This window comes from Flavobacterium sp., assembly GCF_047602195.1.
Taxonomy (GTDB): Bacteria; Bacteroidota; Bacteroidia; order Flavobacteriales; family Flavobacteriaceae; genus Flavobacterium.
The window spans coordinates 188,202-212,900 of record NZ_JASGHW010000002.1 but is presented as its reverse complement, the minus strand read 5'-3'; the positions used below and the strand labels follow the sequence as shown (position 1 = coordinate 212,900).

Annotated in this window: 19 protein-coding genes and 2 tRNA genes; 14 read left to right on the top strand and 7 right to left on the bottom strand. The window is 46.3% G+C overall.

Annotated features, from left to right (window positions below; all coding sequences use genetic code 11):
• Nucleotides 1-69: 69 nt before the first annotated feature.
• A complete protein-coding gene (gene sppA / locus QM717_RS01960; RefSeq protein ID WP_415034296.1) occupies nt 70-1,833 on the bottom strand; it encodes a signal peptide peptidase SppA in 1,764 nt (587 codons plus the stop codon).
• A gap of 128 nt (nt 1,834-1,961) precedes the next feature.
• On the opposite strand from sppA, the gene folK reads away from it, so the two are divergent.
• Nucleotides 1,962-3,092, top strand: coding sequence for a 2-amino-4-hydroxy-6-hydroxymethyldihydropteridine diphosphokinase (folK, locus tag QM717_RS01955; protein WP_415034294.1), 1,131 nt, complete (start codon nt 1,962-1,964; stop codon nt 3,090-3,092).
• Here folK and QM717_RS01950 read toward each other — a convergent pair whose 3' ends face one another.
• Nucleotides 3,093-3,626: an RNA methyltransferase gene (locus QM717_RS01950; protein ID WP_415034292.1), complete on the bottom strand. Its 534-nt coding sequence runs from the start codon at nt 3,624-3,626 to the stop codon at nt 3,093-3,095.
• A gap of 64 nt (nt 3,627-3,690) precedes the next feature.
• The gene (locus QM717_RS01945) at nt 3,691-4,167 is read right to left on the bottom strand and encodes a DUF1573 domain-containing protein (RefSeq protein ID WP_415034290.1); all 477 of its coding nucleotides are present in this window, start codon (nt 4,165-4,167) and stop codon (nt 3,691-3,693) included.
• A gap of 161 nt (nt 4,168-4,328) precedes the next feature.
• Here QM717_RS01945 and mutS point away from each other — a divergent pair, with 161 nt between their 5' ends.
• The 12 genes from mutS (at nt 4,329) to QM717_RS01885 (ending at nt 19,070) form a co-directional block, all read left to right on the top strand.
• Nucleotides 4,329-6,935: a DNA mismatch repair protein MutS gene (mutS, locus tag QM717_RS01940; protein WP_415034288.1), complete on the top strand. Its 2,607-nt coding sequence runs from the start codon at nt 4,329-4,331 to the stop codon at nt 6,933-6,935.
• A gap of 140 nt (nt 6,936-7,075) precedes the next feature.
• Nucleotides 7,076-7,151: transfer RNA gene (locus QM717_RS01935), tRNA-Gly, on the top strand.
• A gap of 5 nt (nt 7,152-7,156) precedes the next feature.
• Nucleotides 7,157-7,242 (top strand) — tRNA-Leu (locus tag QM717_RS01930).
• Between the two features lie 120 nt (nt 7,243-7,362).
• Nucleotides 7,363-8,040: a response regulator transcription factor gene (locus QM717_RS01925; protein WP_415034286.1), complete on the top strand. Its 678-nt coding sequence runs from the start codon at nt 7,363-7,365 to the stop codon at nt 8,038-8,040.
• A complete protein-coding gene (locus QM717_RS01920; protein ID WP_415034284.1) occupies nt 8,033-9,298 on the top strand; it encodes a sensor histidine kinase in 1,266 nt (421 codons plus the stop codon). The genes QM717_RS01925 and QM717_RS01920 overlap by 8 nt, the downstream gene beginning before the upstream one ends.
• A 57-nt stretch (nt 9,299-9,355) precedes the next feature.
• Complete coding sequence (locus QM717_RS01915; RefSeq protein WP_415034282.1) at nt 9,356-11,764, top strand: outer membrane beta-barrel protein; 2,409 nt, start codon at nt 9,356-9,358, stop codon at nt 11,762-11,764.
• 64 nt (nt 11,765-11,828) lie between these two features.
• Nucleotides 11,829-13,778 (top strand): LTA synthase family protein, encoded by a 1,950-nt coding sequence (locus QM717_RS01910; RefSeq protein ID WP_415034280.1) that lies wholly within the window; start codon nt 11,829-11,831, stop codon nt 13,776-13,778.
• Nucleotides 13,775-14,656, top strand: a complete 882-nt coding sequence (locus tag QM717_RS01905; RefSeq protein WP_415034278.1) for a diacylglycerol/lipid kinase family protein — start codon at nt 13,775-13,777, stop codon at nt 14,654-14,656. Before QM717_RS01910 ends, QM717_RS01905 begins: the two co-directional genes overlap by 4 nt.
• A gap of 22 nt (nt 14,657-14,678) precedes the next feature.
• On the top strand, nt 14,679-15,671 hold the full coding sequence (locus QM717_RS01900) for a phosphatase PAP2 family protein (RefSeq protein WP_415034276.1): 993 nt from the start codon (nt 14,679-14,681) through the stop codon (nt 15,669-15,671).
• Between the two features lie 104 nt (nt 15,672-15,775).
• Entirely contained in the window at nt 15,776-16,540 is a 765-nt protein-coding gene (locus QM717_RS01895) for a phosphatase PAP2 family protein (RefSeq protein WP_415034274.1), read from the top strand.
• Nucleotides 16,541-16,660: 120 nt separating this feature from the next.
• A complete protein-coding gene (locus tag QM717_RS01890; RefSeq protein ID WP_415034272.1) occupies nt 16,661-18,592 on the top strand; it encodes an LTA synthase family protein in 1,932 nt (643 codons plus the stop codon).
• Nucleotides 18,593-18,698: 106 nt separating this feature from the next.
• A complete protein-coding gene (locus QM717_RS01885; protein WP_415034270.1) occupies nt 18,699-19,070 on the top strand; it encodes a DUF1508 domain-containing protein in 372 nt (123 codons plus the stop codon).
• A gap of 120 nt (nt 19,071-19,190) precedes the next feature.
• On the opposite strand, the gene QM717_RS01880 is transcribed toward QM717_RS01885, so the two are convergent.
• From QM717_RS01880 to QM717_RS01865, 4 genes are all read right to left on the bottom strand, one after another.
• Nucleotides 19,191-19,433 carry a hypothetical protein gene (locus tag QM717_RS01880; protein WP_415034268.1) on the bottom strand — a complete coding sequence of 81 codons (243 nt, stop codon included), beginning with the start codon at nt 19,431-19,433 and terminating at the stop codon, nt 19,191-19,193.
• 206 nt (nt 19,434-19,639) lie between these two features.
• Nucleotides 19,640-21,778: a S46 family peptidase gene (locus QM717_RS01875; RefSeq protein WP_415034266.1), complete on the bottom strand. Its 2,139-nt coding sequence runs from the start codon at nt 21,776-21,778 to the stop codon at nt 19,640-19,642.
• A 10-nt stretch (nt 21,779-21,788) separates the two neighbouring features.
• Nucleotides 21,789-22,241, bottom strand: coding sequence for a GNAT family N-acetyltransferase (locus QM717_RS01870; RefSeq protein ID WP_415034264.1), 453 nt, complete (start codon nt 22,239-22,241; stop codon nt 21,789-21,791).
• Nucleotides 22,225-23,469: a 3-deoxy-D-manno-octulosonic acid transferase gene (locus QM717_RS01865; RefSeq protein ID WP_415034262.1), complete on the bottom strand. Its 1,245-nt coding sequence runs from the start codon at nt 23,467-23,469 to the stop codon at nt 22,225-22,227. The genes QM717_RS01870 and QM717_RS01865 overlap by 17 nt, the downstream gene beginning before the upstream one ends.
• Before the next feature lie 99 nt (nt 23,470-23,568).
• Here QM717_RS01865 and QM717_RS01860 point away from each other — a divergent pair, with 99 nt between their 5' ends.
• On the top strand, nt 23,569-24,699 hold the full coding sequence (locus QM717_RS01860) for a DegT/DnrJ/EryC1/StrS family aminotransferase (protein WP_415034260.1): 1,131 nt from the start codon (nt 23,569-23,571) through the stop codon (nt 24,697-24,699).

Here is a 24,699-nt window from a genome sequence, read left to right as displayed (position 1 = left end):
CAAATGTAACGACAAAGTGCGGTAAATCTTGAAATTCACCGCACTTTTATCAAAAATTTAGCACCTGCTTTACCGGATGTTAATTTCAAAAGGCAAAGCCGCTTGTATGCCCACTTTTGCAGTAAGGCGTTTGATTTTTTCGAGTGTTTGGTAGTTTTCTTCACCGATTTCCTCGCGCAACAGATCGGCTGTCGATCGAACAAACGGAACGCCCATGTTCGACAGGAAATCCCTGAAATTCTTTTCGTATTCTGGGAAATCTTCGGTGCGGTATTCCTTGATCTTGGCCAGTTTCGCGGCATGCGCAATGGCAGCATCCATTCCGCCGATCTCATCGACCAATCCGATTTTAAGCGCTTCCGAACCCGACCACACACGGCCTTGTGCAATCGAATCGACGGCGGCAAAATTCATTTTTCTGCCCGCGGCAACACGATTCACAAATGTATTGTAGATGTGCTCGACATCTTCCTGGGTGAATTTCCTGAAGTTTTCATCCAACGGTTTGAAAGCACTGTAGCCGGCGGCATTGGCGTGCGTCGAAACCTGTTCGGTATTGATTCCGATTTTGGTGGCCAATGGGCTAAAGTTGGGCAGTACGCCAAAAACCCCGATCGAACCCGTAATCGTATTGGCTTCGGCAAAAATGCGGCTGCCGTTGCAGGCGATGTAATAACCACCCGAAGCGGCGAGATTGCCCATCGAAACCACGACCGGCTTGACTTTCTTGGTCAGTTCGATTTCACGCCAGATCAGATCGGAGGTCAGCGCGTTTCCACCCGGCGAATCGATACGCAAAACAATGGCCTTGACATCGTCGTCTTTTCTGGCCTGTTGCAACGAACGGCGCATCGCACCTTCACCGATGACATCGACATCGCCTTCGCCGCTCTGGATTTCGCCCTGGGCGTAAATGATCGCGATGCGGTTTTGGGTCGTATAATCGGCCGAAGTGATTGCTACATTTTCGGCATAATCGAGGATGTTGATTTTATTGTAATCCTCATCTTTCGGAACGTCGAGCATTTTGCGGATGTCGTCGTGGTAAATGTCCTCGTAGGCGATTTTGTCCACGAGTTTTTCGGCTTTGGCCATTTCGGGCGTACGCGCCAAGAGTCCGTTGGCGATGGCATTGAGGCGTTCCACCGTAACCTTTCGGCTTTTGGCGATATCGGTTACGGTCGCGTTCCAAACCGAATGCAACAAGGCCGAAATCTGTTCGCGGTTGGCCTCGCTCATCTTGTTTTCGAGGAACGGCTCGACGGCGCTCTTGTATTTGCCGTGACGGATGACTTCCATCTTGATACCTGATTTTTCCTGTAAATCCTTGAAGAACATCAATTCAGAAGAAAGTCCCTTGAAGTCCATCTGGCCGACCGGATTGAGGTAAACGACATTGGCCACCGAATTGAGGTAATATTCTTTTTGCGTGTAATAATTGGCATAGGCATAGACGAATTTGCCCGAATTCTTGAAATCCTCGAGCGCGTCGCGAAGTGCCTTGCTTTGCGCCATGCCGAGTTGGGAATTGTCGTTGAGGATTGAGATTCCTTGGATGTTGCTGTCGGTTTTGGCTACTTCGATTGCGTGGATCACATCCGAAAGCCCGTCGTGGTTGTCCTCGAAATAATCGAAATCCTTGTAATTGAATTTTCCTCCGTAATCGTTCGTGACTTTCGAAAGATCGAGTTCGATGACCGAATTGTCGTTGACGCGCACCGTTTCCGAATCACTTCCGGCAATCGCGGCAATAAAAACAAATCCGAAGAAAAATAGCATCATGAAGATAAAAAGACCCACGATGGTCGCCAATACATTTCCTAAAAACCGCATAATTTATTCTTTGTGAATGAGTTCAAATACGGCCGTCAATGTTACAGGATTGCCCCGAAATAAATTTATCAACAGCCGCAGCAAATATAAGCTGTTTCTAAAATTCTTTTAGTTAATTTGTCATTAATATGAGTCAACATCAAGTCATTTTATCCATAGGCAGTAACCAAGGCGACCGTCTGCAACACATCCAATCGGCAATCGCGTCGGTCCACCGCAAAGCAGGAACCGTGGTCAAGGTCTCGAGATTGTATGAAACACCTTCCTGGGGTTTTGAAAGTGACTCCTTCTACAATTGCGCACTGCTTTTGCACACGACCCAATCCGCGCAACACATCCTTTCCAAGGTGCTCGAAATCGAGGCCGAAATCGGGCGGGTGAGAAGCCAGGGCGATGGATACGAGCCGCGCATCATCGACATCGATGTCATTGCCTATGACGAGGAAATCATCCTGACCGAACAATTGCAGGTACCGCATCCGCAGATGCAAGCGCGCATGTTCGTTTTGTTGCCGATGCGCGATTTGAACCTCGATTGGCGCCATCCGGTGTTGCAGAAATATTTGCCCGAATTGTTGCAGGCTTCTGAAGACAAGAGCCATTGCAAAGTCATCGGGAAATTGGAGGCACCATTGGCACAGATCCAGTTGGAACATTTCAATTACATCGCGATTGAGGGAAATATCGGCGCCGGAAAAACCACGCTGACCAACAAGATTGCAGAAGATTTCAATGCCAAGACGGTGTTGGAGCGTTTTGCCGACAACCCGTTTCTGCCCAAATTTTACGAAGACCAAAGCCGTTACGCCTTTCCGCTCGAGATGTCGTTCTTGGCCGACCGTTACCAGCAGATTTCGGATGATTTGGCACAGTTCGATTTGTTCAAGGATTTCATCGTGGCCGATTACCACATTTTCAAGTCGCTTATTTTTGCCAAGGTGACGCTGACCGAAGACGAATACCGTTTGTACCGCAAGCTGTTCGAAATCATCTACCGCGAAATGCCCAAACCCGACCTGTATGTGTATTTGTACCAGAATACCGAGCGTTTGCTGGCCAATATCAAATTGCGCGGACGCAGTTACGAACAGGAAATTCCGGCGGATTATCTGGACCGCATCAACCGCGGTTACCTCGATTACATCAAATCGCAAACCGACTTGAATGTATTGATCATTGACGTCTCCGACCGCGATTTTGTCAAGAACCAGCAGGATTACGTATTCATCCTAGAAGAAATCCAGAAAAAAACGGGCTGATTATTTCGCGCCCATTTTCTGGAACAAATCCCAAACGACAATCCCGGCACTGACCGAAATGTTTAAGGAATGTTTGCTGCCGAGCTGTGGAATTTCGATGCAACCATCGCTGGCCGCCACGGCATTTTGATTGACCCCGAACACTTCGTTGCCAAAAACCAACGCATATTTTTTACCCGTTTCGGGTTTGAAATCCTGTAGGAAAATGGAGTTCTCCACTTGTTCGACGGCAAAAACGGAAACGTTTTCTTTTTGCAAATCCGCAATCACTTCCAAAACGTCTTTGGCGTGTTCCCAGGCCACGGTTTCGGTGGCACCCAAGGCCGTTTTGTGGATTTCTTTGTTGGGCGGAGTGGCGGTGATGCCGCACAAATAAATCTTTTCGATCAAAAAAGCATCGGCGGTACGGAACACCGATCCGATGTTGTGCAAACTGCGGATGTCGTCAAGCACCAAAATCAATGGTGTTTTTTCGGCAGATTTAAAATCTTCAACCGATTTGCGGTCGAGTTCACTGTTGTCAAGCTTTCGCATAAAATAAGGGGATAAAAAAAAGCTCCCTGGAACCAGGAAGCCTTTTCAATATGTTTTTCAAATATTATCCTTTCGGAGCATCGTCACCCAAAACGGTTCCTTTGATGGTCAAGACTTTAGAAGCCTGCCCTTCGGCGTTTGAAGTGATGGTTACGGTTTTGGTGAAAGCACCGACACGGTCAGTGGCATATTTCACACCGATTACCGCTTTAGCACCTGGCGCGATTGGCTCTTTTGGGTAAGTCGGAACGGTACATCCGCAAGATCCGGTAGCGTTGGTGATGATCAACGGCTTGTTTCCGTTGTTGGTGAAAACGAATTCACGTTTTCCGTCGGCGTTGTGCGGGATGGTTCCGTAATCGATGGTCTCGTTTTCGAATAACATTCCAGCGCCTTCTACTTTTGGTGCTTCAGTAGCTTTGGCAGCAGGGGCTGCAGCTTCTTTTTTGGCAGGTTGTTTTTTGTTCTTTTTTGCCGTCTGTGCATTGGCAAAAGTCGCACTAAAAACGGTCAGTACAGCTACTAATAATATTTTTTTCATTGTTGTTTTAATTAGAATTAAAGGACAAATCTATTGAAAAAAATTATACATGGATGCAATTGTGTCTTAAAATTAAATTAATTTTTGGATTGCCATTTATTCGTGTCAAAATTTTTAAATTCGCCCAATTAATTTTTTCACCATTTAAATACCAAAAAGTCTTGGCAGCCAAAGAAAAAGAAGCGAAGGAAACCCCGTTGATGAAGCAGTATAACGAGATCAAAAGGAAGTATCCCGATGCTTGCCTGCTGTTCCGTGTGGGTGACTTTTACGAGACTTTTGGGGAAGATGCGATTCGGGCTTCCAAAATCCTCGGCATCGTATTGACCAAACGCGGTGCGGGCTCGGAAACCGAAACGGCTTTGGCAGGATTTCCACACCACTCTTTGAATACTTATCTGCCTAAATTGGTCAAGGCCGGATTGCGCGTGGCGATTTGCGACCAGCTCGAAGACCCGAAAATGACCAAAACCATCGTCAAGCGTGGCGTGACCGAACTCGTGACGCCCGGTGTTTCGATGAACGACGAAGTATTGCAATCGAAATCGAATAATTTTTTGGCTTCGGTTTATTTTGGCAAGAAAACAATTGGGGTTTCATTCCTCGATGTTTCCACAGGAGAATTCCTCACGGCACAGGGCAATGATGAATACATCGATAAATTGCTGCAGAATTTCAGGCCGAGCGAGGTATTGGTCCCGAAGCACAACAAAAAAGAATTCGCCGAGATTTTCGGCGACGATTTCCATACATTTTACCTCGAAGACTGGATTTATAAGGCAGATTACGCGCTGGAAACGTTGACCGGACATTTCCAGACGAACTCGCTCAAAGGCTTTGGAATCGAGGAATTGGCCGAAGGCATCATTTCTTCAGGGGCCATTTTGTATTACCTGTCGGAAACTCAGCACAACAAACTCCAGCACATTTCTGCCATCCAAAGAATTGCCGAGGATGCCTATGTTTGGATGGACCGTTTTACGATCCGCAACCTCGAATTGTACCACAGCTACAACCCGAATGCGGTCACGTTATTGGATGTCATCGACCGTACGCTTTCGCCCATGGGCGGACGTTTGCTCAAACGCTGGCTCGCCTTGCCGCTCAAGGACGCCCAAAAAATCAAGGAGCGCCATGAAGTCGTGGCTTATCTGAAAGAAAACAAAGACGTACTCAAGAATATCCAGCAACAAATCAAGCTCATTTCCGATCTCGAGCGTTTGATTTCCAAAATCGCCACAGGGAAAGTGAGTCCGCGCGAAGTGGTGTATCTCAAAGACTCGCTCGACGCCATCATTCCGATCAAGAAGCTCGCGCTCGAAAGCGATAATGAAGCGGTCAAAACCATCGGTGACGATTTGCATGCCTGCGATTTGCTGCGCGAGAAAATCCAGACGATGCTCAATCCCGACGCGCCGGTGGCGATTGCCAAAGGAAATGCAATTGCCCAAGGCGTACATGCCGAACTCGACGATTTGCGCGCGATTTCGACTTCTGGCAAAAATTACCTCGAAGGCATCGAAAAAGCAGAGTCGGAGCGTACGGGCATTTCGTCGCTCAAGATTTCATTCAATAATGTCTTCGGTTATTACATCGAAGTCCGAAATACGCACAAAGACAAGGTTCCGGCCGAATGGATCCGCAAGCAGACTTTGGTCAACGCCGAGCGTTACATCACCGAAGAACTCAAGGAATACGAAAGCAAAATCCTCGGTGCAGAGGAAAAAATCTACAAGCTCGAAGTCGAATTGTTCGAGCAATTGGTGCATTGGATGGCGACCTATATCAAGCAGGTGCAACGCAATGCGAACCTGGTTGCGCAGCTCGATTGCCTGACCTCGTTTGCACAACTTGCGATCGAAAACAAATACGTTTGCCCGGAACTCACCGACGATTTTGCGCTCGACATCAAAAACGGACGCCATCCGGTGATCGAAAAACAATTGCCCGTCGGCACGCCGTACATCGCCAACGATGTGTTTCTCGACCGCGAAACCCAGCAAATCATCATGATCACCGGGCCGAACATGTCGGGTAAATCAGCCATTTTGCGGCAAACCGCGCTCATTGTCTTATTGGCGCAGATGGGCAGTTTCGTCCCGGCGGAAAGCGTCAGGATGGGCGTAATCGATAAGATTTTTACACGGGTCGGTGCTTCGGACAACATTTCGATGGGCGAATCGACTTTTATGGTCGAGATGAACGAAACCGCATCGATCCTGAACAATATTTCGGACAGAAGCCTGGTGCTGCTTGACGAAATCGGGCGCGGAACCAGTACCTACGACGGGATTTCGATTGCATGGGCGATAGCCGAATTTTTACACGAACATCCCGCCAAACCCAAAACGCTGTTTGCGACACATTACCACGAGCTCAACGAAATGACCGATATTTTCGACCGCATCCAAAATTTCAATGTGTCGGTCAAGGAAATGAAGGACACTGTTTTGTTTATCCGCAAATTGGTGCAGGGCGGCAGCGCACACAGTTTTGGGATCCATGTGGCCAAGATGGCCGGCATGCCGCAAACGGTGATTGCCAAGGCGCAGAAGCTACTCAAGAAATTGGAAAAAGACCATTCGGGGGAAGCGCTCAACGGTGTCAAACAGGAGAAACAGGAGATGCAGATGAGTTTTTTCAACCTCGACGATCCGTTGCTCGAGGAAATCAAGGACGAAATCCTGAATCTGGACCTCAATACGCTGACACCGATCGAGGCCATGATGAAGCTCAATGAAATCAAAAGAATGCTGACCAAAAAATAATTGGGCAATTACCGATTCGTTATCAATAGATTAAACTTTTTAGGTTTAATTTTTATAAAAAACGTTTGCAATATTGAATTAATGTTTTAAATTTGCCCTCGCAATACAGCAATGTAGCGCAGTTCTTTAAATAATGACATGCGAAAATAGCTCAGTTGGTAGAGCGCGACCTTGCCAAGGTCGAGGTCGCGGGTTCGAGCCCCGTTTTTCGCTCCAGTGATGCTCGGATGGTGAAATTGGTAGACACGCTGGACTTAAAATCCAGTGAACAGTAATGTTCGTGCGGGTTCAAGTCCCGCTCTGAGTACAAAAAAACAGAACCGCAAAGTTTTTCTTTGCGGTTTTTTTATTGCCTTTTGTTTTCCGTCTTGGATAAACTTTCTTCCCAATTCAAATTTCATTCAAAATTGGATTGCTAAATTGCAGCATGAAAATTCTAATCATCGAGGACGAGCCTGAAATCGCATCGGGCATTGTGGACTATTTCAAGCCCAACGGGGTGCAATGCGAAACATCGGCCAATGCCAAAAGCGCGCTCGAGAAAATCGGCTTGTACGACTACGACTGTATCTTGCTCGATCTGATGCTGCCCGACGGCGATGGTTTTGACATCCTCAGGGAACTCAAAAAACGCGACAAGACCGAGGGTGTGATCATCATCTCTGCCAAGGAAAATCTCGAAACCCGGCTCGAAGGATTTAACCTCGGCGCCGATGATTATTTGACCAAACCTTTCCATCTGGCCGAATTGCTGGTCAGGATCCAGGCGTTGATCCGCAGGAAGAATTTCAAGGGCAACAATACGGTGGTCTTCAATGAAATCACCGTCGATGTGATGGCCAAAACCGTCAGTGTCAACGGAAACAAACTCGATATTACCAAAAAAGAGATAGATTTGTTGTTGTTTTTGATCGGCAACGAAAACAAGGTGCTGTCGAAATCGGCGATTGCCGAACATCTGTCGGGCGATATGGCCGACATGCTCGACAACCACGATTTTGTGTACGCCCACATCAAGAACCTCAAGAAGAAATTGACCAAGGCCGGGGGCGAGGACTACATCAAAACCGTCTATGGGCTTGGCTATAAATGGCAAAATGACTAAGAAACTGCTTCATAAAACCACGCGGAGCTTTTTGCTGCTCGCCGTCATCATCTTGGTGATTTCGGCACCGTTGTTTTATTTCGCTACCCATTTTTTGTACATCTACGAAACCGATGAGGTACTTATTTTTCACAAAGAAGATTTTGTCAGAAAGAGCAAGAGGAACCATTTTACCGAGGCCGATATCGCCACCTGGAACAAATACAACCGCAATGTCGACATTATTCCCGATATGGGAATCCGACACGATTCTATCGTAGACAAGGATTACCTCGACAGTACTTCACACGAATACGAACCGCTAAGGGAATTGTGGTCGCCTATCGAGGTAAACGGCAAAAAATACACCTATACCGAACAGGCCAACTTGGTCGTCATGGAAGGCATGGTCATCAGTATTGCGGTGATGTTCTTGCTCGTGATTGCTTTTTTGATGACCGGAATCATTTGGTTGTCGAAGCGGTCGGCGGCTAAGTTATGGGCGCCGTTTTACAATACTTTGGCGCAAATCCAGAACTTTGAGCTCGACAAAAGCAACCTGCCCAATTTCCCGCATACCGATATCGAGGAATTCTCACGACTCAACAGAAGCCTGGAGAAACTCATCGAAAAGAACGTGGCCATTTACAAAAGCCAGCGCGAATTCGTGGAAAATGCCGCGCATGAGCTGCAAACGCCATTGGCTTTGTTCCAGACCAAAATCGATTCGCTGTCGCAACTCGAAATGACGCAGGAACAATCGCAGCTTTTGGCGTCGCTCAACAACGATGTCGCGCGGCTCAACCGGTTGAATAAAAACTTGCTGTTGCTTTCCAAAATCGAAAACGACACTTATTTTGAGGTCGAGCAAATCGTGCTCAATGAATACCTGCACAAACACTTCGAGTTTTTTGCCGAACAGGCGTCTTCCAAAAACATCACCATTATTACCGACCTGACCGAAACGATCAAGGTACAATCGAATCCGACGCTGCTCGATGTGCTGGTCAACAATCTGTTCCTGAACGCGATTCGGCACAACGTAGAAAAAGGGCGTATCGTCATTACGATTGCCAATGGGTCGCTGTCGTTTGCCAATACGGGAAACAAATCGGGGCTCGATGCCGAACGCATGTTCAGCCGTTTTGCCAAGATTAATCCGTCGGGCAAAGGCAACGGGCTTGGATTGGCCATCGTCAGGAAAGTTGTGGAAGTCAACCAGTGGCAAATCGAATACAGTTATTCGAACAACCTTCATTTTTTTGACGTGAAATTCTAAAATTCAAATTTCCTGCAAAATCCAATCCCAGATTTGTCTTTCTAAATTACAAGACCGATGGGATTCAGATGGAAGGCATTCCTTTTTTTAGTATCATTTTATTGTCTCCAAGCACAAGCGCAAGACCGGCACGTTACGGTGTCGGGCGGCGTCAAGGACCGGCATACCAAAATGTTTGTCCCGTATGTAAATGTTGTGCTTCAATCGGGGGACGGTGTTTTTATGCAAGGCACTGTAACGCAAGACAACGGCCGGTTTGTCTTGGCTGGAATCATTCCCGGGAATTACCATCTGCAATTCAGTTTTATTGGTTACAAAACCATTGCGCAGAAACTTTTTGTGGGTTCGATGACCGATTTTTTGGATCTCGGAACCATCGAAATCGAAGAAGAAGCCAATGCACTGGATGAAGTTACGGTTGCTGCAAAAACAGAGACGAGCGTTGTGAAAATGGACAAGAAAACATTTGCTGTCGCGGACAATATTGCGCAAAGCGGCGGATCGGTGTTGCAGGTTGTACAGAATTTGCCTGGTGTCACGGTTCAGGACGGAAAAGTGCAACTGCGCGGCAACGATAAGGTGACCATCCTGGTAGACGGTAAACAGACGGCCATGACGGGTTTCGGAAACCAATCGGGGCTCGACAACATGGCTTCATCGGCCATTGAAAGGATTGAAATCATCAACAATCCGTCGGCTAAATATGAGGCCAATGGAAATGCGGGAATCATCAACATCATTTACAAGAAAAACAAACAGGAAGGCTGGAACGGAAAAGCCGGATTGGCTTCTGGATTGGGTGCATTGTGGGAAAGGAAGTCCAATCTGCCGACCATCCGGCCGCAGTACCGCATGACACCCAAAATCAATCCGACGCTGTCGCTCAATTACAGAAAAAACAAGATCAATGCTTTTTTCCAGGGCGATTACCTTTACACCGAAACGCTCAATAAAAACGAGTTTACGACCCGGACCTACAATGACGGTACGGTGGTCAACCAACAATTGAAACGCAACCGCGATACGCATTTTACGACCGTCAAAGCGGGTTTGGACTGGAATCCCAGCGAGACCAACACCATTACGTTGTCGGGGATGTTTGGCAGCGAAAAAATCATCGACCATGGTGACCAGCCTTTTTTCAATGCCGATTATTCGCAGCGATTGCGGTTGTGGCAGTTTCTCGAAGACGAACTCAAGACGACGCGCATGGCTTCGGCAACCTGGCGGCACCAATTCTCGGAGCCGGGCCACTTGTTTCAGGCCGGGGTCAATTATACCTTCCATCGCGAAGACGAGAAATATTTTTTTACCAACGTTGTGCCGGCATTTACGGGCGAGGATTCCTTCAAGCTGTTGTCGGATGAGCGTGTAATCGATTTCAATTTTGATTATGTCAAGCCGCTTAAATATGGGCGCGTTGAGGCCGGGGTCAAGTTCAGGAACCGTGAAATCCCGACCAATATGCAATTTTTTCCGGGCCTTCAGTCGCCGTTGGATTCGGAGGCTGGCGGCAAGGCGACCTACAAGGAAATCATTCCGGCCCTTTATGGAAATTACATTTACGAGAACCAAACCATCGAAGCAGAATTGGGTCTGCGCATGGAATACATCCGGTTGCGCTATGACGTCAATCCGAACCATCCGGTGTACAGCAGCGACGGCTATGATTATTCAGAGCCGTTTCCCAATGTGCGATTTGCCTATAAATTCGATGACAAGAACAAGCTTTCGGTTTTCTACAACCGGCGTGTAGACCGGCCCAATGAGGTCGACATCCGGATTTTTCCCAAATACGACGATGCCGAAATCATCAAGGTAGGAAACCCCGCGCTGCTGCCGCAATTCACCAATTCATTCGAGTTGGGTTTTCGCAGGACGCTCCGAAATGGTTATTTGTTCGTGTCGATTTATAATAAATCGGTCGATGGAACCATCTGCAGGATTGCCACAACGGCACCGGGAAGCCATTTGATTTATGCCGTTTTTCAAAATGCCGATGAGAGTTACAGCACCGGGGTGGAGCTTGCTTATTCGAAAGAATGGACCTCTTGGTACACGATGAACTTCAATGGCAATTTTTACCACAGTGTGATCGATCGTTTTACGGTCAAGAACCGTTATCCGGTCGCGGTGGAATTTGATGTGGCCAAGCAGGAGTCTTTTTCTGGAAACCTCAAAAGCAACAATACGCTGCGTTTTTCCAAAACACTCAGCGCGCAATTGTCGGGCGTATGGCTTGCCCCCGACATCGTTCCGCAGGGAAAGACGGGCGCGCGTTTCTCGATAGACCTTGGGGTTAAAAAAACAATCCAGGACGGCAAGGGTGAGTTTTTCATCAATGCTTCCGATGTGCTCAATTCGTTGGTGGTCCGCAAAGAAATTTCGGGCAATGATTTTCGGTACACCAGCAAGGATTATTATGAAACACAGGCAGTTCGCTTGGGTTACAGTTATAAATTTTAACACCGAATCGAATTCAAATTAAATTCAAAATTGTGTTTGAAACTTGCCACAAATTGAGATTAATATGTTGACTAGAATTTCATTTCCCCAAAGATTTTCACTGCTATTCCATTTCATCGGCTGGTTCCTGATTGTTTCCTTGCTGCTGCGGATCGTTTTTTTCGCCTGGCAGTACGATGAAGTGTCCTGGAATATTCTGGACGTGGCAAGGACGCTGGTGACGGGTTTGTTTTTTGATGTGGGAACGATTGTTTTGATTTGTTTTCCGGGGATTGTTTATTTTTCGGTTTTTCCCAATCGATGGATCGGATCTTGGACCGACAGGGTTTTGGTCTGGGTTTTTACCACACTGACCACCTTCATTTTGGTATTCACCTTTTTTGCCGAACTGACTTTTTGGGAAGAATTCAAGACGCGGTTCAATTTTATCGCGGTCGATTACTTGATTTACACCCATGAGGTCGTCTCGAATATACGGGAATCTTATCCGTTGCCGTTGTTGATCGGCGGCATATTGTTGCTTACCGTACTCGTACTGTTTTTGTTTTACAAAAGAAACGCTTTTACTGTAGCTTTTTTGCAGCCTGCGACAAGGAAAAGTCGGATCGTCCTACTGGGTTCGGCTTTATTCCTGTCGCTATTTTACATCGGATGTGTGGACAATCATGAGGCGGAATGGTCTGCCAATCGCTACAATTCCGAGATTTCAAAGTCGGGGATTTATTCCTTTTTTGCCGCATTTCGCAACAACCAGATGAAGTATACCGAGTTTTATACTTCCATCGAAAATAAAAAAGCCTTTGGTTTGGTCAGGAAAAAACTCGAAGCTTCGAATGTAAAGTTCCAAAACGATGGTTTTTCGATCCGCCGAAGTATAACCGACAGTTCACCATCGGATGAGAAGAAAAATGTGGTTTTCATTTTGGTGGAAAGCCTTAGTGCGAGTTTTTTGAAGGAATTCGGGAGTACGCAAAACAACACGCCTTTTTTGGACAGCCTCGCGCAGAAAAGTATTTCGTTTCAAAACCTGTATGCTACCGGAACCCGGACTGTTCGCGGTATGGAAGCTGTAACCTTGTGCATTCCGCCGACACCGGGACAAAGCATCGTAAAACGGCCCGACAACCAAAACCTCTATACCGTTTGCAGTGTTTTTAAAAGCAAACAATACGATTGCAATTTCTTTTATGGAGGCGATGGCTATTTTGACAACATGAATGCGTATTTCGGCGGCAACGGTTTCAACATCTATGATCGCGGTCGGGGCAGTGTGCTCAGCGATGCCATCAAAACCACGCGAAACAATATCGAAGACGATGAAGTTACGTTTGAAAATGCTTGGGGAATTTGCGACGAAGACCTGTTTGACAAAATGATCAAGGTAGCCGATGAAAAGTACGCGGGCAACCAACCGTTTTTCAATTTTATCATGACCACTTCCAATCACAGGCCGTATACCTATCCGTCGGGCAAGATTGACATTCCTTCGGGCATCAGCCGTGAAGGCGCCGTAAAATACACCGATTATGCGTTGAAGCAATTGTTTCAAAAGGCCAAAAGCAAGCCCTGGTTCAAAAATACCGTATTTGTTATTATAGCCGACCACTGTGCCAAAAGCGCGGGCAAAGACGAAGTCGATGTGGCCAATTACCATATTCCGGCTTTTATTGTCAATTCGGGGGAAGCGCATCAAAAAATAGACAAACTTTGTTCGCAGATCGATCTTTGGCCTACCATGTTTTCGTTGTTCCATTGGAGTTATGAGTCCAATTTTTTCGGCAAGGATGTGCTTGATCCCAATTTTGAGCAAAGGGCATTGCTGGGTACTTATCGCAAATTGGCATTGGTGAAAAACAAAAAGGCGATGGTGCTTTCGGATCAGAAAAAACAAGCATTTTATCTATGGAACAACCATTTGGAGCCGATTGTCATGGAAAAATTCTTTTTGGAGGAGACGATTTCCTGGTACCAAACCGCCGATTATTTGTTTACCAATAAACTGTTGAAGCAATGATTCGGATTCATTTTATCGTCAATCCCATTTCCGGAAACGGCAAGCACAATTTGACTGCCTCGATGATCCGCGATTTTTTTCCGCGGTCGGAGTTTGACATCGCCATTGACTATACCAAACACAAAGGGCACGCCATCGAACTGGCCCAAATGGCCAAGACACAAAAACCGGATTACATCATCGCTTGCGGCGGCGACGGTACGATCAATGAAGTGGCGTCGAGCTTGGTCAACAGCAACATCAAGCTCGGGATTGTGCCGGTAGGATCGGGCAACGGCTTGGCTTCCAATTTGGCCATCCCCAGGGATATGGAAAAAGCATTCGGTATCATCAAGAAAGGGAATGTCAATTTTATTGATGTGGGGACGGTGAACGACCGTTATTTTTTTAGCAACATGGGTATTGGCATTGATGCGACCATCATCAAGCACTATGAACACAACGGCAAACGTACACTGACCGCCTATATCAAGGCGGCTTTGGCTTCAAGCCTTCAATACCAGCCCAGACGCACGATGCATACCTATGGCAATCAGGTCAGCAGCAGCGAGCCGTTTTTGTTGTTTGTTTCCAATTCCAATGAGATGGGGTACAACATGAGCCTGACGCCCAAGGCAAGCCTTCAGGACGGATGGTTGAATTTGTTCCTGGTTCCTAAAATACCATTGATTCAAAAACTGGTTTTGGGTTATTATGTCTTAAGGAACCAAGTCGAAAAGTTCAAATACGGGAAACATTTCTTGATCCAGGACCTTTACCTCGAACAACCGGATACCATTTTCATGGATGTGCAGATCGACGGGGAGTTCCACAACTTCAAAACCAATACCCTCAAGGTATCGATAGCCAGGAAAGGGTTGAAGGTGTTGGTGCCTTAAGGGCTAACTAAAAATGCGGATTATGGGTTTGGTGTGCAGATGTTTTCTTTTCAATGCGGTACTACTTGCTTTCTCTGGTTTTAGTTTGCAGGCGCAGCAGGTTTCGAACGACAGTTTGCAACACCGTCTTTACGACCTAACCCCTGACCATTATTATGCCTATGCCAAGCCACGGTTTTGGCAAAAAATCAAATACATACCGGCAGATATTTACGCGTTCGGAAAGTTTACCATTCAAAAGGAAAACCTGGTTTTGGATGCTGCTGTGATCGGGAGTACTGCGTTGCTGTTGCCTTTCGACCAACAAATTCAAGATGAATCGCAACGCTTTGGCGACCGGCTTGGCGGTTGGGATGAAGACCATGCGTATAGCAAATTCCTCGGATTGAATATCGTACCCCAAAACATCAACTCAGCGGTGTATTATGTGGGCAACGGCGGCACGACCATTTTGTTGAGCGGTATGTTTTACACGATCTCGCTTCTGGATCCAGAAGATTACCGCGCCCGCCACACTTCATCGGAGCTGATCGAATGTTTGATTGCCACGGGCATCGCCACACAGACGATCAAACGAATCACGGGCAGGCAAAGTCCGGTTCGTGCCAATCCACAAGGAAACGATGGAGGCGCATGGCATTTTTTCCCAAGTTTTTCGGATTACCAAAGAGACACGCCCAATTATGATGCGATGCCTTCCGGGCATTTGGCGACTTATGTAGCCGCGCTGATGGTAATCGCGATCAATTATCCCGAAATCACCTGGATAAAGCCGGTCGGGTATACTTTGGGTGCCTTGTTGGCCTTGAATATGGTCAGTACCAAGGTGCATTGGATTTCAGATTATCCGCTGGGTATTCTTACCGGTTATGTCATCGGGAAAACGATAGCCGAGAGACGAATTACTAAAATCAGTAAAAATGGAATCGGAGCCCAGCCAACCACTTTCAAATGGAATTACAGCATGAGCCGGTTGGCCAGTACATCGGTTTTTGGGGCCAGCGTCACTTTTTAAGTCCGATTCAAAATTAATTCAGATTCCCATTTTAGGTTTGCTTACAATTTAAAAACAAATCCACACGAATGATCTAAAACTACTTCATTGTAAATCATTCCAAAATGAAGAAATTTGTTGTATGTTTTTGTTTGCTGGCGGGCAGTAAAAGCCTGTGCCTGGCACAATCGGTAGTTGAAAATGACAGTATCCGCACCGATACGATTGCTAAACGTAAATTCAATTACAAACCGTTAATTATTCCGGCCGTATTGATCGGCTATGGTGTCATCGGTATCGAGAGCGATCAGCTCAAGACCTTCAATTCGGAAATCCGCGAAGAAGTCACCGAAGACATTGACGAAAAACTCACCCTCGATGATTTTGCCCAATATGCCCCGGCGGCCTCTGTTTTTGCGCTCGATGCTGCCGGGATAAAAGCCAAGCACAGTTTCCGTGACCGCGCAGTGATTATGGCGACTTCTTACCTGATTTTGTCCTCGACCGTGCTGGGATTGAAATCAATGACCAAAATCGAGCGGCCCGACGGCACTTCACGCAATTCCTTTCCTTCAGGGCATACAGCCACCGCTTTTGCGGGCGCCGAAATGATGATGCAGGAATACAAGAACCAATCGGTTTGGTATGGCATTGCAGGTTATGCGGTGGCCACGGGAACGGGCTTGTTCCGCATGTACAACAACCGGCATTGGTTGACCGATGTCGCCGCGGGTGCAGGAATAGGGATTTTGAGTGCCAAGATTGCCTACTGGGTCAATCCCTATCTGACACGCAAAATTTTTGGCGACAAGGATAAAAAATCGACGACGGCGATGAGTCCTTTTTACGACGGCCAGCATGTGGGAATTGGATTAGTTAAAGTTTTTTAAGCTATAGAAAGTTAAGTAAAACTTTACATTAACTTTACAATTCAGAAAGAATTCAAAATTCAAAAATAAGTTAGCCCCCCAAATCAATGGCTCGCGAAAGTGAACCCTCTAATCTATCTTATGATGCGTAAATTACAGTTTTTAAGACCGGTTTTGCATTTTCTTTTGATCGGACTGTTGCTCACTACTTTGAGTCGTTTTTGTCTTTTCATCTTGTTCAATGACAGGGTGCTGGAGACAGAAAATTACTGGTACATTTTTCCGATAGGATTGCGAATGGATTTGATCCTGATGAGCTACCTGCTTGTGCTTCCCGTACTGCTATCGGTTTTGTTGCCCGATGCCCTGTTGCAAAAATGCCAACGTTTTTTAAACGGTTATTTTATTGTCTTCTTGGCTTTGCTGTTGTTGATGGAGTTGGCCACACCCGATTTCATCCACGAATACGATACGCGCCCCAACAAATTATTCCTCGATTACCTGATTTATCCGAAAGAAGTTTTGGGGACATTGTTCAAAAGTTACCTGATGTCGATTGTATTGACGGTATTGGTCCTTGGCGGTTTTGTCTACGGATTGTTGAAAAAGCGAAGGTTCCTTTTTGCCGTTCGCCCGACGGCTTATAAAATCAAACTGCTGTGGTTTCCCATCGTCGCGTTCCTGCTCTTTTGGGGCGCACGCTCGAGCTTGACTTCCAAACGGCCGATCAATGCGAGCAACGCGGTATTTTCGATGGACCAACTGACCAATTCGATGGCACTCAATTCGCTGTATACGGTGGCTTTTGCGGCTTATTCCATCAAGAATGAAAGCAATTCAGAAAAAATGTACGGCAAGATGGATTACAACGAGGCCATTGCCCGCGTAAAAAAATACATGGCGGTGGACCCGGCCGATTTTACCGACAAGGAAATCCCTTTTTTGCATGTGCAGAAACCAGATTCCATTGCTGCAAAGCCGTATAACGTGGTGATTATACTCGAAGAAAGCCTTGGGGCCGAATATGTGGGCGCATTGGGAGGTTTGCCTTTAACGCCCGAATTCGACAAACTGACCAAAGAAGGAACATTGTTTACCAACCTTTATGCTACTGGAACCCGCAGTGTCCGTGGTATCGAAGCGGTCGTTACCGGGTTTTTGCCCTCGCCGTCCGAAAGCGTGGTCAAGCTCAGCAATTCGCAAAAGGATTTCTATACGATTGCGGCCCTGCTCAAGCAGAAAGGATACGATACCAGTTTTATTTACGGAGGCATGGCCAATTTCGATAATATGGCTTCGTTTTTCAACGGAAATGGCTTTGGCAAGATCATCGATGAAAACGATTTTGACACGGCAAAAAGTGCGTTTCACGGTACTTGGGGTTGGTCGGATGAGGATGTGATGACCAGGGCCAATGATTATTTTAAATCTTTGAGCGAAAAGCCTTTTGTGTCGCTTATTTTTTCATCGTCGAACCACGAACCTTTCGAATATCCGGAAGGCCGCATCAAACCTTATGACAGTCCCAAAAATTCGGTACACAACGCGATGAAATATGCCGACTATGCCATCGGGAAATTCTTTGACTTGGCCCAAAAAGAAAGCTATTACAAAAATACCATCTTCGTAATTGTCGCCGACCACAATACACGCACTTACGGCAAACACCTTGTGCCGATCCACAAATTCCACATTCCGGCCTTGATGATTGGGCCCGGAATTTCAAAAAACACCCGATACGACAAGCTGTGCAGCCAAATCGATATCCAGCCTACCTTGCTCGGAAAAATGAGGATGCCACTGCAAACGCCAATGCCGGGCAGGGATTTGTTCCGGCTTCCTGATGCTGTTCCAGGTCGGGCCATCATGCAGTTTCATGACATCAATGCTTTCCGGGTCGGAAATGAGGTCGTGGTCATGCAGCCCAATAAAGAGCCGCTGCAGTTCAAAGTGCAAAACGATACTGTGTTTACCGCTGTCAAATTGAATCACGAAATGGCCAAGGATGCGTTGGCCCATGTGGTGGCTGCTTTCCAATTGTATCAAAAACGCGCCTATCGACTACCGAAATAGGTTTCGGGCATGGGCTGTTTATAAATTCTGTGAATAAGATTTTTGAGAAGTCTATTATCAGTCGAAATTTTGTTTGATTTTCGCGTACGAAACGACTTCAAATAATATGGGTGCATTTGTCATCAGCAAAAGGCTGAACGGGGATTACAAGTTTATTTTTGCATCCAGGAAAGGGAAAACCATTTTCACGAGCATTGGCTGCAAATTCAAATCGGATAGCGAACGGATCATCGAAGAAATCAAGACCAATACGGCGGCCTTTACGTTTACCAAAGTAAGGAATGCGGGCGGGAAATATTTTTTCAGGATTTCGAGGGAAGGGTTGGTGTTGGCCAACAGCCGCAAGTTTACCACCGAATTATTACTCCAAAAAGGGATCGATGAAATCCTTAAATACGTAGCGCAAGCCGAAACGCTGGACTTCTCCGAAGAAAGCCTCGCCTTTCCCGATGCCGATTTGGTATTCGCAGACGAATAAACCAACCAACATTGCCATAAAACAAAAGCCGACGGAGTTCCATCGGCTTTTGTTTTTGAAATAGATACCAATAAAAAAGCCACGTTAAACGTGGCTTTTAAATAAATTAGGAGTTCCTAATTATTTTTTTACTTCTTCTTTAGCAGTAGCAGCAGCATCAGTAGCAGTTGCAGCAGCGTCAGTAGCAGTAGCAGCAGCGTCAGTAGCTACAGCAGCAGCTGAATCAGCTACAGCAGCAGTTTCCTCAACAGCAGGAGCAACTTCTTCAGTTACTGGAGCCTCTTCTGCAGGAGCTTCAGCTTGTTTACAAGATACAACAGTCAATGCAGCGATAGCAGCCAAACTTAAAAATACTTTTTTCATCTTACTTAATTATAAAAGGTTAATTATTAATTCGAGGCAAAGATATAAATTTTTTAATACTTAAAATTATTTTCGAATTTTTTTTTCAAAAAACGCAATCTGTCACCACTGGTTTTTCGCTACCAAGTACCGTGCCAAAAAACAACATTGAGCAAAATATTTCTGAATTGAATCGAAAAATATTTAAAAATCTAATAATCAATTTGTTATTTGGCTTTTGGGTGAACCAATTTCATTTCCTGGATCAAATTTTTGGCGCCGGCGTACTTGTCGATGATGAATAAAACGTAACGTATGTCTACCATAACGTTCCTGCAGATGGCCGGATCGTAATAAATATCGCTCATCGTTCCTTCCCAAACACGGTCAAAATTGAGGCCGATCAAGTTGCCTTTGGCATCAATGGCCGGGCTGCCCGAATTGCCTCCCGTGGTATGGTTGGTCCCGATAAAACACACCGGCATTTTTCCATTTTCGCCATACGGCCCGTAATCTTTCTTATTGTAAAGTTCAATGAGTTTCGCTGGAACATCGAATTCATAATCGCCCGGAATATACTTTTCCATCACGCCGTCGAGGTAAGTCGTCGGGGTATAAATCGTCGCGTCTTTTGGGGCGTAGCCTTTGACCTTGCCATACGTCACGCGCAAGGTGCTGTTGGCATCCGGGAAGATGCGTGCCTCTTTGTTGAGTTCCAACTGCGCTTTCATATAGGTGCGTTGCAAAGCCGTAATCTTGAGGTTGAGCTCGTCGTATTTAGGTGCGACCTCCTTGACGAATTTATCGGCCATGTCCTTGACCAGTTTAAACGCGGGGTCGTTGTTGAGGTTGGCCAAAACCGTTTTGCTGTCTCCGGTGAGCAACTGCTTGACGCCATCGTAACTCGTCATTTTCGATTGGCTGTAGAGGTCGGCGCTCAGTTTTTTCGCATCGATATTGGCCAAGCTTGCCGGTAAAAATGGCTTCGGATATTTTTTCGAATAAATGTCAATCAGTTGTTCAAACACCTTCTCGTCCACAGTTTTGTTGAAATCTTTGTAGAAATCCCCCAATCCGTCGGCCAAATTCTTGCGACGGTCGTTGAACGATTGTTCGCCCTTGGTGTTGTAGATTTGTTCGAGCTGGTACATTTTGTAGGTCACGCTGAGCAATTCGGTGTTGCGCAACACGACTTCTAGGAAATATTCGCGCGCCAAGGTGTAAGGCGCGATTTCTTTGTAAGCCTTGTCGAAATCGGCCAATAAGTTTCCATATTCGGCTTGCTTGCCGGCTTTGTTGACCTTGTTCGTAAATTCGACCTCCTGTTTTTTCTTGACCGCCACTGCATTCGATTTTTTCAAACCTTGCGATTCGCCGATCCATTTCTTCCAATAGTTGGCGATGCTCGCATACTTCGACGCATATTGGATTTTGATCGCGTTGTCTTTTCTCATAAAACCATCCTCGACTTTGAGGGCCGCATCGCGCACCTCGATTCGCGCCGGGTTGACTTCATTGAGGATTTGCTCAACGGCTACCGCTGGCAAATACTCGGTCGTCCTGCCCGGATAACCGAACACGAGTGTAAAATCGTTTTCTTTGACCCCGTCCAGTGAAATCGGGAAATAATGTTTCGGTGTATACGGAACATTGTCTTTCGAATAATCGGCGGGACGGTTGTTTTTGTCGGCATAGATGCGGAACAACGAAAAGTCGCCCGTATGTCTCGGCCAAACCCAGTTGTCGGTATCGCTTCCGAATTTTCCAACCGAGGAAGGCGGCGCGCCCACCAAACGAACATCCTTGAACGTTTCGGTCACGAACAAAATGTACTGGTTGCCTTCATAAAATGTACGGATCCGGTTTTCCTGCCAGCTTTCCTTGGGCAGCGAAGTGCTCAAGGATTGGATGTTTTCCTGGATTTTTTTCTGCTTATCGGCTTCGGTCAACGATTGCGTGCCATCCAAAACTTTGGCCGTCACGTCTTCGATGCGAACGATGAAGGTCACCACCAAATCCTTGTTCGGCAATTCGTCTTCCATCTTGTAGGCCCAAAATCCGTTCGTGATGTAATCGTGTTCGACCGAGGAATGCGACTGGATTTCATCGAAACCGCAATGGTGGTTGGTCAGCAAAAGCCCTTTGGGCGAAATCACTTCCGAGGTACAGCCGCCATTGAAATGCGGAACGGCGTCCTTCAAACTCGATTTGTTGACGTCGTAAATATCAGCAACAGACATTTTCATGCCGAGGTTTTTCATTTCCTTCTCGTTCATGCCCGAAAGCAAATTCGGGAGCCACATGCCGCCTTGCTGCGCCTGCGTTTGGATGACGAACAATAAAAGAAGCAGTCTTAAAAATTTCATAGTATGGTGTTTAATTAGGTGTTTTATAATACATGAGCTTTCGTTTGTGCTCCGAAAATCCGGCCGAAAGATATAATTTTTGTGCGTTCGAATTGTGGTGCTCGACTTCGAGGTACAACAATTTGAGTTCTAATTTTTGGGCTTCGGCCTTCATGAATTCGATGCTCGATTTGCCCAAACCTTTGCCGCGCGCACGTTCTGAAATGTACAGTTCGTCCACGAATGCAATCAATCCGCCGTATTCGAAACTAAAAACGAAGGTCAGGATAATGTAGCCAACAATTTCATTTTCATCCCAAATGAGCCAAGCTTTTCCGAGTTTTTCATCTGCGATAAACCGTTCAAATAACTTTTTCGATTGTTCGATATCGATCGGATAATCGTCGATCGCGTAAAATTCCTGCATCATCGAAACCGCAATCCCGATGTCGTTTTTCGAAACCGGTCTATACGTCGCTGCCATCGGAAATTTGTTTCAAAATGATTTGCGTCGCATTCTTGTTCATCTGGACAAAGGTGCTGCAGATGTTGCCTTTTTCGTGTCTGATGTCTTCGTTTCGGATTAAATTTTCGAATGCTTCGTCAAGCTCATTTTGATTGGCGATTGAAATGCAACCGCCGTTTCCAACGAGCGCCGTCGCTTCGGCGAAATGCGAAAAATTGGGACCAATCACAATCGGGACGCCGAAAGTGGCGGGCTCCAAAATGTTGTGTACGCCCGGATTGCCAAAGCCGCCGCCCACATAAGCGATGTCGGCATAGCTGTAAATTTTGGTCAAAATGCCGATTGTGTCAATGAGAAAGACATCGAAATCGGAAAGATTTTTTCCTTCTTTTTCCGAAAACAACACGACTTTTTTGGAAATCGAATTCCGCAATTGCTGGATTTGTTCACTCTTGATGTTGTGCGGCGCGATGATGAATTTAACGGAATGCGGTGTTGAATTGATGTAATTCACGAGCAAACTTTCGTCCTTCGGCCACGAACTTCCAACGACGATTGCGAGCGTGTCATTTTTAAATTCGGAGATAAAATCGAGTGTATTGTCCTTTTCCAAAATCGCCGCGACACGGTCGAATCGCGTATCGCCCGAAACCGTCACATTGGTTTTGCCCAATTGCAAAAGCAGTTCTTTCGAGTGCATATTCTGCACAAAAAAGTGTTCGAATGTGTCGAGTGCTTTTCGGTAAAATCCGCCGTACCATTTGAAAAACAGTTGCTTTTCGCGGAAAATGCCCGAAATCAGATAGGTCTTGATTTGGCGTTTTTTCAATTCATCCAAATAATTCGGCCAATATTCGTATTTGATGAAAAATGCCAAATCGGGACGCGCCTCATCGAGAAATTTCCGCGCATTCGATTTCGTATCCAATGGCAAATAAACTGTCACATCGGCCACCGCATTGTTCTTCCGGACCTCATAACCCGAAGGCGAAAAAAACGTCAACACGATTTTGTGGTTCGGGTGTTTCTCCTTGATTTTTTCAATCACGGGCAAGCCTTGTTCGTATTCGCCCAAAGACGCGGCATGGAACCAAATCGTTTGGTCGGAAGGCTTGATTTTATCGGATAAAGTGCCGAAAACCGTTTTTCTTCCTTCGACAAAAAGTTTCATCTTCGGACTGAACAATGCGATGATTTTGAGGGCCAGCCCTGCCGTTGAAACCAACAAATCGTAGATGAAAAACATAGTGCGTGAATTGTGTCGCTAAAATACACCACTTTATAGAAATTTCATTGCCGTCCGTCATTTAATTAGTAGTTTTGCCTAGTTTAATTTTAGCATACCATGAAAAAAATCCAGATGGTTGACCTCAAGGGGCAATACGAACAGATCAAAAATACCGTCAACGCTTCGATCCAGGAAGTACTCGATACCAACACTTACATCAACGGACCGCAGGTGCATTCGTTCCAGAAAAACCTCGAAGATTATTTGGGATGCAAGCACGTGATTCCATGTGCCAATGGTACCGATGCCCTCCAAATTGCGATGATGGGACTCGGTTTGCAACCCGGAGACGAAGTCATCACTGCCGATTTTACGTTTGCCGCCACCGTCGAGGTGATTGCGCTTTTGCAATTGACCCCGGTTCTCGTCGATGTAGATATGGACACGTTCAACATCTCGATCGAGGCAATCAAAAAGGCGATTACGCCCAAAACCAAAGCGATTGTTCCCGTACATTTGTTCGGGCAGGCGGCCAATATGGATGAAATCATGGCTTTGGCCAAGCAACATAATTTGTATGTGATTGAAGACAACGCACAGGCCATCGGTGCCAATTATAAATCGGCTGATGGTTCGAAGCAAAAAGTAGGCGTGATCGGTCACGTGGCATCCACTTCGTTCTTCCCGTCTAAAAACCTCGGTTGTTACGGCGACGGTGGTGCGATTTTTACCAACGACGATGCACTCGCCCATACGTTGCGCGGTATCGTCAACCACGGCATGTACGTGCGTTACCACCACGATGTAGTCGGTGTGAATTCAAGATTAGACAGTATTCAAGCTGCGGTTTTGAACGCGAAATTGCCGCTTTTGGACCAATACAACGACGCACGTCAATTGGCGGCAGCCAAATATTCTGCGGCTTTGGCCAATCATAAAAACATCGTTACGCCAGTGATTACCGGCGATAAAGACAGCCATGTGTTCCACCAATACACCTTGCGCATCATCGACGCCGACCGAAATGCGTTGATGCAGCATTTGCTCGACAAAGGCATCCCGTGTGCGATTTATTATCCGATTCCGCTGCATGCCCAGAAAGCATATCTCGATCCGAGATACAGGGAAGAAGACTTTCCGGTGACCAACCAATTGGTCAAGGAAGTGATTTCGTTGCCGATGCACACCGAACTCGATGACGAACAAATCGGTTTTATTACCAACAGCATCCTGGAATTTTTGGGCTAA